This window comes from Modicisalibacter sp. MOD 31.J, from assembly GCF_020147985.1.
Lineage (GTDB): Bacteria > Pseudomonadota > Gammaproteobacteria > Pseudomonadales > Halomonadaceae > Modicisalibacter > Modicisalibacter coralii.
On the sequence record NZ_JAGXFF010000006.1, the window covers coordinates 19594 to 32151 of the forward strand.

Sequence of the window (12558 nt, forward strand, 5' to 3'; positions counted from 1 at the left end):
TAGCTTTCCGGCGAACAAGTTTATGCTGCTGTGCGGATAGGAATTGAAACCTAGCAGATGCAGATTTTGCAAGAGGTGCAAGCAGGGAAAATGTGTAATGATCCCCTAGTTTCTGCACCCTACGCGGCTAATACTGGGTGTTCTCGGCTTGATCGCTGTTACCAAGCTCTCTTGCAAAGCGGGCGCCTCAAGGGCGCCCGTTTTCGCAGTAACCCCACCTTCAGAAGCGATCGACGCGGAATGGGTCCATATCCACCGCAGGCGCTTCGCCATCCATCATCTGCGCGAGCAGATCGCCGGTGGCCGGGCCCAGGGTAAAGCCCTGATGGCCGTGGCCGAAGGCGAGCCATAACCCTGCCTTGTCGGGGGCCGGGCCGATCACCGGTTTCATGTCGGGCAGGCAGGGGCGGGCGCCTTTCCAGGGCTGGCTATCGCGACGCTTGCCCAGCGGGAACAGCTTGCGTGCCACCTTCTCGGCGGCAGCCAGCTGCTTGTACTGGGGCGGCGAGTTCAGGTCGGCCAGCTCGGCGCCGGTGGTCAGGCGAATCCCGGCCCGCATCGGTTCGAGCAGGAATCCCTTCTCGGCGTCCATCACCCAGTGGTTGAGCTTGGCCTCGTTTTCGGCGGAGTAGTGCATGTGGTAGCCGCGTTTCACGAACAGTGGCACCTTCATGCCCAGCCTCGCCAGCAGTTCGCCTGTCCAGGGGCCCATGGCCACCACGATTTCCTCCGCCTCCAGATCCCCCTCGCTGGTCTTGACCTGCCAGCCGCCTTCGACCTGAAGTACGTCCTCGACGCTGGCCTGCTTCACTTGGCCGCCCTGTTCGGCAAAGCTGCGGGCGTAGGCCTGCACCAGGCCGCCGGGGTCCGAGACCATCCAGGGCTGCGTCCAGTGGATCGCTCCGATCAGCCCCTTGCCCAGATGCGGTTCCTTGGCGTAGAGCGCCTCGGCGTCCAGCACCTCGTACTCGACCCCGAAGCGCTCGTGATTCTCCTGGGCCACTTGCTGGCGTTCCTCGAACTCCTTGCGGGTGCGGTAAAGCTCCAGCCAGCCGCCCTTGCGCACCAGCGCCTCGGCGCCGGCGGCTTCAATCATCGGCGCGTGGGCCTCCTGGCAGCGCATGATCAGCGAGGCCCACTCGCGCACGATGCGCGCGTAGCGCTCACCACTCGAGTTCAGCCAGTAGTCCAGCAGTGGGCCCGCCGCGCTCATCATGCCGGTGGGGCGGTAGCGGATGTCCACCTGGCGGTTGGGCAGCACGCGCAGCAGGGTGCCGATATCCTTGGGGAAGGCGTAGGGGCGCACGGCCTCGCGCTGGATGATACCGGCATTGCCGAAGGAGGTCTCGAGCCCCGGCTCGCGGCGGTCCACCAGCGTGACGTCATGGCCGCGCCGCACCAGATGCCAGGCCACGGATACGCCGACCATGCCGGCACCCAGAACGATGATATTGCGGGCCATGAAAGTCTCCCTGCCGATAGTTATGGATAGCTTCGCCGCGTTGCGGGGCCTGTCAAACTAGCGAGTTTATCAACACTTCCCAGAAAATCGGCTAGGCGCTGATAATTAAGATTTTAATTCTGTATTGGGAGATTTATGCCGAGCATTTTCCCAATGGCATGGCGATGAAAAGGTTTTGTTTCCGTGATCGGCGCCTGGGTCTGTACGCGTCATTGCCTGTTCCGTGATGCTCTACCCAGAGGGCTTGTGGGGCCCAAGGGGAATCATGCACACCGACCGTGGAGGCCAGGCTCGACCCGGTACCCGTCGCGGCTGACACCCGTCACGCTCTCATGTGTAGCAGGCGTGCCAAGGGCAACTACTGCCATAACGCCGGTGTCGAGGGCTTCTTTCATAGCCTCAAGGTAGCCCCGAGGCCTTCGAAGCTCGAATGATCGCTTGGAGCGGTGTCCACGATTGCTGGGTAAGATCAGGGGAGCGCGTTGCCCGGATCCCCAACGGAACCAGTAATCGGAATGATTCCCGGCATATCGATGTGATGATGTAACCCGAAAACTTTACGAGACCCATGGACCGACAGGATCGCGCATGACGTTGAATATCGTACGACGATTGCTCCCCGAGTGGGGCACGACCTATGGCCCACCGGGCGACGGCCCATTTCCCGCGGTGATGATACTGCACGGCTCGGAAGGCGCCTGGTCGGGCTGGAGCCATCGCAATGCGGTGATCCTGGCGGCGCACGGCTTCCTGGCCTTTCCCTTCGGCTACTCCCAGGGCGGCAATGTCTGGAACGCCGGCAGCATTCATGAGGTGTCGTTGGACCGCAGCGTCGCGGCGCTCGATGCCTTGCGTGACTTCGGTGTTTCCTCCGGCCGTGTAGGGCTCTACGGCGTCTCGCGCGGGGCGGAACATGCCTTGCTGCTGACCTCGTTGATGGTGCGGGATGGCGTGCCGGGCATTGCCGATGCCGTGGCTGCGCACAGCCCGCCGGACTGCATCTGCGGGGCGTTCGACGGGCGCACCTTCCGCGACGTGGGCGACCCCGGCTGGCAGGCGTGGGATGGCGCCAACCGCGCCTGGAACTGGCGAGGGTCGTCCGAGACGTTGTTGCCCACCCAGCCGATCGAGATCGAGCGTTATGCCGGCCCGCTGTTCCTGAGCCACGGCACGGCGGATCGCGTCTGGTCGGTGGCGATGACCCGTCGGCTCGAAGCCCGCTTGCAGGGCCATGGTCGCACCCCGGAGGTTCACTACTACGAGGGGGAGGACCATGTGCCGCGCAGTGACGCGGAAAACGCCCACCACACCCAACTGATCGACTTCTTCGCGCGCCATTTGTCTGGCTGAGCGCCGTTGACACGTCGTGGTCGGCGTCACGATGAGCCGGCGGGGCCTGGGGGTGTCGCTAACGTGCCTCGTGCGTCACGGGGGAAGCCCGGTCCCAGGCTCAAGCCATCTCGTCCTGCGCCCGACGATGAAGCGGGATGGCTCAGCGAGGGTCATAGTTGCGCCTCGTTGCCGTTTGGTTTTCCGGGTCAGGCAGGGTGTGGCGCGGCGAAACGGTCGCCGACTTGTGCGATGCGCGCGCCATAATGCCGGGCGGTTTCGAGATCGCCCACCGACATCTCCTCGGGGCCGGCTACGCATGGTGAACGCCGCCAGCCCCGGCTATCTCGCGCGGCACGGCACGCCCAGGTCGCTGGAGGACCTGCACCGGCAAGGCCACCGCACGATCCATTACAGCCGGGCCCTCGGTGCCCGACCCTGTGGCTGGGAATACCCGGACGGCGACGACTACGCCACGCTGCCCGGCGCCCTGCATGTGAACAGCGTCCAGACCTATGAAGCCGCCGGCCTTGCCGGCATCGGCCTGATCCAGGCTGCGCTCACCGGGATGGGGCGGTACCTGGAAAGCGGGGCGCTGGTGGAGGTTCTGCCGGATTTCCGCCCCGAGCCACTCGATGTATCCCTGGTCGTGGCCCATCGACGGAATCTGTCGCGCCGCGTCCGCGTCTTCATGAGCTGGATCGAAGGCGTGCTGGGGCCCTATCTCGACTAGTGCGGCCTGAAAGATCGACGAGCGAAGACCAGACCGGGGCGCATCATTAAGCAAGAATCGGCGAAAGAGCGCACCGGGCTGGCGCATCAGTCAATTGTTAACGTCGTATGGGTGAGCGCAGACATTTTCAGACAAAGCCGTAGTGCCGGGAAGTGCTTGCTGCCTACCGATGGCTTGCCAGTGTATGCTCTGCGCCCTCGAGTATGAGCTCGATGCTGAAGTTGAGCTGCTCGGCACTATAGGTGTCGACATCAAGAGACGCGATTCTCTCCAGGTTGGGAAAGTCGTGGCTTTTTGTGGAACGAAGCGTGGATTTCAGGAGCTGCTTACGCGTACGGGCAGCTTCTTTGCGTGCTTGCGCCAGATCGCGTGCGTGGCCCAGACAAAGGGTCGCCAGCACCGTCATGAGACGTATGGCCTCCTCGTCCGTGAAGCCAGCCGTACCCAACTGCTGGAACAGGATCTCAACGGGCTGCAACGTCAGATCATTCGTGACGTCACCGAACCAGAGATAATCCACCAGCTCGGCGAGCGCGGCTGCGCTTTCCGCCAGATCGTGTGCGTAGATCCTGCACGCCTCTTTCCAATCCGAGGCTTCCGACACCCGGCTTTGTGAAAGCTGTTGTGAAAAAGCGTCATGCGCCAGGAGTTCGAAGAGCGACTGGCGGTCCTTGACGTGATAATGCAGGGCCTTGCGGTCCACTTTCAGGACATCGGCAAGCGACTGCATGGAAAGCTTCTCCAAAGGAAGCGTTCTTGCCGCGGCAATGATCTGGTCCACCCCCAATCCTGCTCGCTTGCCTGGGCGTCGTGCATGGCTCGCCCCCGTTGCCGCGCGTTCTTTTGCTGCCATGTGTTTACTGACCGGTCGTGTTAAAGGTCCATCATGGCCTTTGCAATTCCCGCTTGGCAAGGCAGTGACATTGCATAACACGTGCCGCGACCAGCGGCATGGAATGGATGCCTGAAGTGACTCCGTGTTTTCTCGAGGCGCGTCGTGGGCCCGATGAGCCCGATAGTGCCTCCGAACGCGGCAATGCCTGTGTACTCCGCGAGAGAGCCGATCCCGCGGGCTTTCGCCATCCGCCCGCTCCGGGAAGCATGCGGCGCGTTCTTCCCCGGTAGTGACAGGCGCTATCCGGTCCGACGATGTGGGGTTCGCGATCATCGATCTGATCCAGGGAGCTACATCGGACGAGACGGCAGCCCCAGCCCAGCTTTCAAGCTCTGCACGGCAACGATGGAGCGGGAATGATGCAGGCCCAGGGCAGATCAGGGCGGGAGCAGGCTGCGCACCGCCGTCAGGTGCCGCGCAATGAAGGCTGCCGAGGTCATGAAGTCGAGCCGGGTAGGCTCATTCGGTCCCTCCTAAAGGCTAAGTTGACAGCGCTAGAGCCAGGGTCTTAAATCATATTCCCACCCGGGAATATGGAGCAGAGTCATGACAACAAGAGACACACAGGCCGCGTCTCATCCCAATGTCATCGTTAGCCGGGATCGGCTACGTGGAAAGGCGACCCGGTGGAGACGCCATGGCGCGCCTACCGTGGCCAGCGATGAAGATTCAGTGCAGCGTGGCGTATTCGGTCCCGGTTCTTTGGCTTGGGATGTGCTTCTCCACCCCGCTGTCATCGTCTTTCAGTCACCGGCGCAGTTCATTCTGCAACTGACGTACAAGCCAGTGGTGGCGGGTGTTCGAGACTGGGACCCGATTTCGAAGAAGGCGCATCGTGGCGAGCTGACGCTGTTCGATGTCTTCGACCGGGGCCAGAGAAACTCCGGCATCCATGCGCCCATGTGGCTTGGCGACAAGGACACGGCGAAACGTGTCGCGCAGCACTTGATCCGCGTGCATGGGAAGGTCGCGGGTGACGTGATCGATGTCGGCACGCCCGAACTCGGCGGTTACGACGCCAACTCCCCGCGGGACTCCATGTGGGCGACGTTGACGGAAATGCATTCCATGCTCTGGGTCTACGAGCGTCTTGGTTTTCACGGCTTGAGACTGCCGCGCCGACTGAAGCCGGAGCAGCGGGATCGCTATATCGAACAGGTCAGCGAGTATTCTCGGCTTTTCCCGCATGACGAAGAGGAGCTGCCGAAATCCATGGATGATCTGAAAAAGCTCTATCGGAAGTATGATGACCTATTCGGTGTCACCAAGACACTGTCGACCATCCCGGCGACGGGGCAGAATTTCCACCAGCTCTGGCAGGAGTCGATCAAGAAAAACTACCATCCGTCGCAGCGCAAGGTGAAGTTTCAGCTTTTCTTCCAGGAAGGGCTGTTCAAATTGCTCGCAATGTCTGCCGTCTCGGGGAAAGCGCGTAAAAACAGCGGGCTAACTCCGCGCCAAGAGAAGAAGGTACTCGCTGCCAGGGTAGTGCTCCTGCCGCTGGTCTGGTTGCTACAGACACGCCCGGTCGAAAGCTACTTTCTGCGAATGATGTGGGGCCCCGATGCCGTCGAAATGGTGGCCGAAGCGCGCAAGCGGCATGCGCAAGCAAAAAGAAAAAATTCAGGAGAAAACAGAAAAGGATCTTAGTATCCGACCACCTTCCCTTCAGATAATTTCCGGAAACCGCTGACGTCAGCGGTTTCTTGTTTTCCTGAAAGCGGCTTTGTGTTGATTGGTTATCTTTTTGCGTTTGGTTTAGAGTGGATTCACTCATTCTTCGACGCATGTTTTGGGATTGTCAGCGGAAGGAATCGCCGTCCTACCCATGATTCGCGAGATAGAACGGCGGTCATCAGGCCGGGTTGGGTGTCTTCAGTGACTGACATTATCCTTGAACGCCGCAACGGCCGTGGCAACGGCGCCATCGATATCGGCTTGTGCGTTGCTGTCGAGCATGGCGCCATCGACGAAAGCGTCGGCGGTTCCCTGTTCACCCACGCTATTCGCGACAGTGCGGTAGTGAGTGAAGGTATCGAACCCGGCGCGGCCATGATAGGCACCGAAGCCGGACCGCCCGACACCGCCAAAGGGAGCATCCGGCAGTGAGGCGTGGACGAAACCATCGTTACGGGTGACGCCCCCACTGTTCGTGCCGTCGAGGAACCGTCGGAAGCCACTGGTGTCCTCGCCATACCAATAGGCGGCCAGTGGTGATGGGTGAGCATTGATGTAACTGATAACTTCGGACAGTGTGCCGTAGGGCTTCAATACCAGGACGGGGCCGAAAATTTCTTCACTGTTGATCCTGGCCGTCTCCGGCGTGTCGATTAGCAGGGTAGGCGGGATTCTGCGCGTCGCGCGATTGGGTGATAGATCATGCTGGCTTTCGTTCGAGGCGACGATTTTTTTGGCGCCCTTTGCAACGGCATCGTCAATGAGTGAGATGATGCGGTCAAAATTATTGTCGTTGATGATGGGGACGAAAGCGGGGTTTTTCAGGAGATCGCCGCTTAGGTTTTGCAGTTCCGCCTTAAGGTTCTCTACGAACTCATCAAATTGTCGTTCCGGTACGAACACGTAATCCGGGCACAGGCATACCTGGCCTCCATTCAAGAGGCGAGTGGATGCAATACGCTTTGTGGCAAGATCGAGATCTACATCGTCAGCGACGACGACTGGGTTTTTTCCGCCGAGCTCCAAGGTGATCGGCACCAGGTTTTTGCCGGCGGCTTGAGCCACCACTTTACCGATGCTCGGCGACCCCGTGAAAAACAGATGATCCAGCGGTAGCGCCGAGAAGGCTTGTGCCGTGCCGAGATCGCCGTTGAAGACACAGACTTCGCTCTCATCGAACTGTTTGCTGAAAATCTCTCGTAACAACTTGCCGGTTCGCTGGTGGTATTCGGGGAAGTTCAGCATGACCCGGTTACCCGTTGCCAAAGCGAGCATTGCCGGGTGAAAGGTCAGTGTCAGCGGGAAGTTCCAGGCCCCCATGATACCGACGACGCCCTTGGGTTTGGCTTGTACAAAACCCCCGGGGACTTCGCGTGATTCCATCCACTGGGGAAGATTGGAAAGTGTCTGCCCGATATCCTGTACCCAGCCAAGCCCTTCTAAGGCTTTAGTCAGCACAGCCGGGCGTGACCCGTAGTCGGCTGATAGGGTATCTGCCAGGGCATCCATGTTCTCCAGTAGCGCTAGCGCCATCTTGCTGACGCGTGAGCGTCGTTGCGCAACACTGCCACCACCTTGTTCAATGAAGCTTGCGCGTTGCAGGTCAAGCACGCGCTGCAGTTCATGACGGTCATAGTTCATTGCATTTCCCTCATTTCGTGCTGAAGCAATTTCAGCGATTGAGACGGGCGTCTCGCTCTGGAGGCGCGGTGTGAATACCGCGCCTGTTTTCAGACTTCCACCATTTCAAACTCGGATTTGGCCATCCCGCAATCAGGACACACCCAGTCTTGGGGAATGTCATCCCAGCTGGTGCCTGGTTCTATGCCTTCTTCAGGCAGACCTTTCTCTTCGAAATATTCGAATCCGCATACGGTACATCTCCAGACTCTGCTCATCGATTTTTCCTCCTTGAAAGTTTTTAAAAACTGATCAGTTGCTTGAAACTTATTAAAAGAACAGGTTGAGGCTGAGGCTGAGGTTCAGGGCGTCGTCTTTTTCGGGGGCGAAGCTCGGGCTCGAGACGTGACTGAGGGCAGTGCTCAAGTATGCGCCTGAGTAAATCCGTGCCATATATGAAACAGTGGCAGCATCCGAGTGGTGAGCGGTATCGATCGAGTTGGCGGCATAGGCATGCCTTGCTTCCGGACTGAATTTGGTCCGGTTGATATTGAAAGACAGCATGTCAAAAGGACGGGAGGGTATTATTCCACGCTTGTATAGACGCGCCTCGAGGTACTCGGTGTAGAGGTTCCTGTCGGATGGCGCATAGTTGTAGCTGCCGCCAAGAATCCATCCTTGACCATGACTCTGGGTATTCCCCGGCGGGGTCAGTTGCACATCGGCAGCGAGGTAGTAAGCGTAATTGTCATTGCTCTTTCCCTGGCCGTTCATCAGGTCGTAATCTGATGAGTTATGAATCGCGCCGGCGCGCAACCACATGTAGCGTGTATCCTGAGTAGGGCTTTTCTGTAGGCCGATTTCATCGATGAAGAGCGTTCCTGCGCCTGGTGTTTGCCAGCGGAACCCGTGTTCGTTGTTGTCTATTTCAGCTTCCGGGCCATGCGGTGACATGCTTCGCTGGGCACCCAGTTTGTTGTAGAAGCCATTATCGGCATTGAACTTGAGATTGATGCCTGGCGACGAAAACGGGAGCCGGCTGAGGCCGACTTGAAAGGGAATCACGGAGTTGATGCCCTGAGTGCCCCCTACCAGTGAACCACCGGTGTAGATACCCACGTACTCGAGCGCATTACTCAAGTAACCGACCTTCATTTCCCACTGTTTCTGATTGAAGGATTGATAATATGCGAGTCGACTCAAGCTGGCGGTCGCACGCGGCCCCTGAGGCTGCCAATTCGTGACGGTGTTGACCATGGCGAAGATCAGCTGTTTCTGATCTATGCCTTCCTGATCGAAGTTGTAGGTCAGCAGGACCTGTTCGGTGGACATTCCTGTCAAATCTTCACCGTTGTAGGTCTGGTCGCCGTGATAACTAGGTGAATTCAGGTCGTAGGTCAGATTGTTCAGACTGAGGATTTGGAGGCCGATATTGTGCTCGGCGAGCTGACTGCGTAAGCCCCATGCGTCTTTAAGGATAGTGTCTCGGTTAGGTGGCATCTTGACGAGGAGGCCTTGCTCCATGAATCCATCGAACTTGTCAAAATCTGGCCCCGTTAAAGGTGCGAATTCACTTTTTTTGACTGCCTTGCTGTCATTCGTGTAGTCATTGTTCGTGGCGCTGGCAGGGTTTGAAAATGATTGAAATCCCAGTGCGATAGTGGTTATTGCAAGGCCTCGGGCGATTTTTCGGTTTATATGAGGCGATGTTTTCTTGCTTGTACCCCGCTCGTTGTTTTGGTTGCAATGGCGATGGCTGTTCTTGGGGCCTGTCGAGCATTTTTTAAAGTTGATGTGGCGGCTCATTTTAATTGTTAGCCCTCCGGGCTTTATGTTGTGTTTGATATTGTATGGTGCCGATTTTTATAGTGGCAGGGTCCACTGTTATGTATGCTGACTGTGTATGTCGGTTGTATGGTGTTGTGCCGAGTGCGTTTGTTAAGTTTTGCGCGTTCTGCTGACCGCATCATGCGGTAGCACGATGGCTTGATGGTGAGTGGGCACCTCCTGGTTTGTTACTGTCGAATTTGGCCGGATCGTTTTCCGGCGTTGCATCTCTTGTTCGCGCGGACCCCTTTATATTTTTCGAGTCGACGATGAGGCGGCCACTTGGGTCGGCATAGACAGAGTCTTTGTCGGGAAGGCACGCAGAATCGCGACTCGCCATGAGGAGCGATGGTTGTTTGCTTTGGTGATTTGGAAAAGCGGGTTACAGGCATTCTCGCCCGCCTCTGAATCACGCGCATAACCCTCGATGGTTGTGTCATCGCGTTGCTCATGGCTATCTCACGCCCTTTTATTCCCGGTCGGGAATTAACGGTTTCTGAAGCGTATGGCACACTTTTTGGGTTGTCAAGGATGTTCGGGGTAGGCGTATAAGACCATCAGGTTATTGACGCAAAGCCCCTGATGAAGGTGAAGCTTCTGGAAGCGAGGGGAGCGCAAGAGAGCCCGCCGGCGTTGCTATCTGAAAACTGGGGGAATGGGCGCGAGACTGGGCGCGTAGCTAGAGAAAATCGACGAGAGAGGGGCTGGGTTGGCGTACCAGTTTACGGGGTGTAAATTGGACTTTTGGATGGGGTATCGAGACCTTGAACGGCCGGGGTCAATTTTTAATATCCTGCTTGCCATCTCAGAAATTAGCAGGGAAAGCGTAAAAAAGATCGAGCCTGTTCAGCCATTGTTAGAGGACAAACGCAATTGGCGTCTTGGTGTGTCACCAACACGATGAAGAGCGTGCTTGCATCAACAGGCCTTGTGCGTGCGTCGCGATCATCCAAAGTGCTGTAGTCGCCTGAATTCGACGAATCGATGCCGTGTCTTTGCTGCTTTTCTGGCATTGGGAGGGCTGGGCTGGTCACGGACACCCCGGCGCCTCCATCAAGAGGCTTGCCGGGGTGTTCGCTCCCACTGGGTTAGCTCACGAGCATGAGGTCATGTCTGTTCAGAAGTTGACACCCATGCCGACGGTATAGGCCCAGGCGCCGTCGTCATAGTTGTCCTGGGCGCTGTTGCTGCTGTCGAACAGGAACTGGTACTCGGCTCGGCCCTGGATGGAGGGCAGTGTGGCGGGACGGCCTGGCAAGTGCCTGTCAGCCCGGCGCCTCGCGCACGTCGATGCGGGCGGCCGCGCGCCAGTCACAGCGGTACCGGCAGTCAAGTCGCGTGATGGGTCACGATTTGCGGACTCGCGGTCCACGTGAGGTTTTTGCGTTTTCCACATGCTGCCAGAAGGTGTGCAAGCAAGGAGCACTTTCCACGGGGGCCGCTGCGACCAGCCCGAAACAGCGCTCCACCCTCGGCCGCAAGGGCTGCACGCGCAGGCCTTTCCTGTCTTCCGGCAGTACGGATTCAGGCACGATGGCAGTCCCCATGTCTTCACGCACCAGGGCGCAAGCGCTGGCCCAGTCCCTCACGGTCACGCGGATATCCCTGAACGTCAGTCCTCTCGCTTCGGCCAGACTCTGACCGTTGACGCGGCAACCGCCGCTGGCGTGGATGTAGGGCTGTGTGACCAATTCGGTCAGCTCGACGCCCTGCGCGCTGGCCCGCCGGGCAAGCCGATGGGAAGTCGGGATCAAGGCGACCCAGGCATCCCGGCCGAGTATCAGCGGGTGACGATCCGATGTGGGGTTCAATACCACGCCCAGATCGATGGTGCGGTCGGCCAGCCAGGATTCGACTTCCTCGTCGCTGCCTTCCAGTAGGACGATCTCGATCCCCGGGTGGCGCTGGCGGAAGGTCGAAAGCAGAGTGGGCAGCCAGCGCGAGAGGATCGAGGGGAAGCTGCCCAGGCGAAGTCGACCGCTGCCGATACCCTGGCGTTCATCGGCGAGCGCACGAATGGCGTTCAGACTGCTGAGCATGGCGCGCGCGTGCTCGGCCACCGACTCGCCAAAGGCGGTCAGGATCACCTCACGACGCCGGCGGGTGAACAGCGGGGCGCCCAGGGTTTTCTCCAACTGGGCGATCGCCTGACTGGCGGCGGACTGGGTCATGCCGACGCGTTCGGCACCTTGCGACATCGTGCCGGTGTCCGCCACGGCCACGACCAAGCGCCAATGGGTGAGATTCATCATGGTAGTAGTTTAGCTAATAGCTGAGCGATCGAATATCCATTTTACGGATGCAAGAGCGAGACGCACTCTGGTGACCCGACGGCCAATGACGGCATGTCGCTACTCAGGGAGACGTTTCGATGAAGCTCTATTACGCGCCGGCGACTTGCTCGCTTTCGCCGCACATCGTCCTGCGTGAGCTGGGCCTGCCATTCGAGCTGGTGCGCGTCGATAACCGCAAGAAAATGACCCAGGACGGTCGGGATTTCATGACCATCAACCCGAAGGGGTACGTCGCGGCGCTGGAACTCGACGATGGAACGATATTGACGGAAGGCCCGGCAATTCTGCTGTATCTGGTCGATCTCGTTCCGCACACGGATCTGGCACCGCCGGCAGCGAGCCGGGAACGCTACCGGCTGCAGGAATGGCTGGCATTCGTCAACAGCGAGATCCATGCCGGTCTGGCGCCGCTGTTCGATGCCTCACTGCCCGCGGCGGCCGGCGAGCGCTTCCGCGCCAAGATCCACAAGCGTTTCGATTACCTCGAGGACGTGCTGGCTAGGCAGGATTACTTGATGGGGGAGCGCTTCGGCGTCGCGGATGCCTATCTTTATACGGTGATGGACTGGTGCCGGTTGTTTGCCATCGATCTTGCCCACTGGCCGGCCCTGAGCCGTTACAGTGAACGGATCGGCGCAAGGCCTGCCGTTCGGGAGGCGCGTGACGCGGAGGGAACTTAGCCGCGGCATGGGGGCACCCGGCTGGTGCGCCCAATGCTACG

11 protein-coding genes are annotated in these 12558 nt (G+C 59.1%); 4 read left to right on the plus strand and 7 right to left on the minus strand.

The genetic code is table 11. The annotated features are described in order from the left end of the window. Positions 1-220 precede the first annotated feature (220 nt). Complete coding sequence (locus tag KGR00_RS19880; RefSeq protein ID WP_224419024.1) at positions 221-1462, minus strand: FAD-dependent oxidoreductase; 1242 nt, start codon at positions 1460-1462, stop codon at positions 221-223. 588 nt (positions 1463-2050) lie between these two features. Here KGR00_RS19880 and KGR00_RS19885 point away from each other — a divergent pair. After that, positions 2051-2812, plus strand: coding sequence for an acyl-CoA thioester hydrolase/BAAT C-terminal domain-containing protein (locus KGR00_RS19885; protein WP_224419025.1), 762 nt, complete (start codon positions 2051-2053; stop codon positions 2810-2812). 298 nt (positions 2813-3110) lie between these two features. Then, a complete protein-coding gene (locus KGR00_RS19890) occupies positions 3111-3524 on the plus strand; it encodes a LysR substrate-binding domain-containing protein (protein WP_224419026.1) in 414 nt (137 codons plus the stop codon). Positions 3525-3687: 163 nt separating this feature from the next. Here KGR00_RS19890 and KGR00_RS19895 read toward each other — a convergent pair whose 3' ends face one another. Further along, positions 3688-4305: a TetR/AcrR family transcriptional regulator C-terminal domain-containing protein gene (locus tag KGR00_RS19895; RefSeq protein ID WP_224419027.1), complete on the minus strand. Its 618-nt coding sequence runs from the start codon at positions 4303-4305 to the stop codon at positions 3688-3690. Positions 4306-5070: 765 nt separating this feature from the next. Here KGR00_RS19895 and KGR00_RS19900 point away from each other — a divergent pair. Beyond that, positions 5071-6069 carry an oxygenase MpaB family protein gene (locus KGR00_RS19900; protein WP_224419028.1) on the plus strand — a complete coding sequence of 333 codons (999 nt, stop codon included), beginning with the start codon at positions 5071-5073 and terminating at the stop codon, positions 6067-6069. A 225-nt stretch (positions 6070-6294) separates the two neighbouring features. Here KGR00_RS19900 and KGR00_RS19905 read toward each other — a convergent pair whose 3' ends face one another. The 5 genes from KGR00_RS19905 to KGR00_RS19925 form a co-directional block, all read right to left on the minus strand. Continuing rightward, on the minus strand, positions 6295-7737 hold the full coding sequence (locus KGR00_RS19905; RefSeq protein WP_224419029.1) for an aldehyde dehydrogenase family protein: 1443 nt from the start codon (positions 7735-7737) through the stop codon (positions 6295-6297). A gap of 89 nt (positions 7738-7826) precedes the next feature. Further along, on the minus strand, positions 7827-7994 hold the full coding sequence (locus tag KGR00_RS19910; protein WP_224419030.1) for a rubredoxin: 168 nt from the start codon (positions 7992-7994) through the stop codon (positions 7827-7829). A 52-nt stretch (positions 7995-8046) separates the two neighbouring features. Next, complete coding sequence (locus KGR00_RS19915) at positions 8047-9522, minus strand: carbohydrate porin (RefSeq protein WP_224419031.1); 1476 nt, start codon at positions 9520-9522, stop codon at positions 8047-8049. A gap of 1138 nt (positions 9523-10660) precedes the next feature. Next, positions 10661-10801, minus strand: a complete 141-nt coding sequence (locus KGR00_RS19920; protein WP_224419032.1) for a hypothetical protein — start codon at positions 10799-10801, stop codon at positions 10661-10663. A gap of 88 nt (positions 10802-10889) precedes the next feature. Beyond that, positions 10890-11795: a LysR family transcriptional regulator gene (locus KGR00_RS19925; protein WP_224419033.1), complete on the minus strand. Its 906-nt coding sequence runs from the start codon at positions 11793-11795 to the stop codon at positions 10890-10892. A 119-nt stretch (positions 11796-11914) separates the two neighbouring features. Between KGR00_RS19925 and gstA the strand changes: the two genes are divergently transcribed. Further along, positions 11915-12517, plus strand: coding sequence for a glutathione transferase GstA (gene gstA, locus KGR00_RS19930; RefSeq protein ID WP_224419034.1), 603 nt, complete (start codon positions 11915-11917; stop codon positions 12515-12517). Positions 12518-12558 lie beyond the last annotated feature (41 nt).

Bases quoted from the DNA above. Each gene is read 5' to 3' on its own strand.
- KGR00_RS19880 (WP_224419024.1), bottom strand. From the start codon at position 1,462: ATGGCCCGCAATATCATCGTTCTGGGTGCCGGCATGGTCGGCGTATCC.
- KGR00_RS19885 (WP_224419025.1), top strand. From the start codon at position 2,051: ATGACGTTGAATATCGTACGACGATTGCTCCCCGAGTGGGGCACGACC.
- KGR00_RS19890 (WP_224419026.1), top strand. From the start codon at position 3,111: ATGGTGAACGCCGCCAGCCCCGGCTATCTCGCGCGGCACGGCACGCCC.
- KGR00_RS19905 (WP_224419029.1), bottom strand. From the start codon at position 7,737: ATGAACTATGACCGTCATGAACTGCAGCGCGTGCTTGACCTGCAACGC.
- KGR00_RS19910 (WP_224419030.1), bottom strand. From the start codon at position 7,994: ATGAGCAGAGTCTGGAGATGTACCGTATGCGGATTCGAATATTTCGAA.
- KGR00_RS19915 (WP_224419031.1), bottom strand. From the start codon at position 9,522: ATGAGCCGCCACATCAACTTTAAAAAATGCTCGACAGGCCCCAAGAAC.
- KGR00_RS19925 (WP_224419033.1), bottom strand. From the start codon at position 11,795: ATGATGAATCTCACCCATTGGCGCTTGGTCGTGGCCGTGGCGGACACC.
- gstA (WP_224419034.1), top strand. From the start codon at position 11,915: ATGAAGCTCTATTACGCGCCGGCGACTTGCTCGCTTTCGCCGCACATC.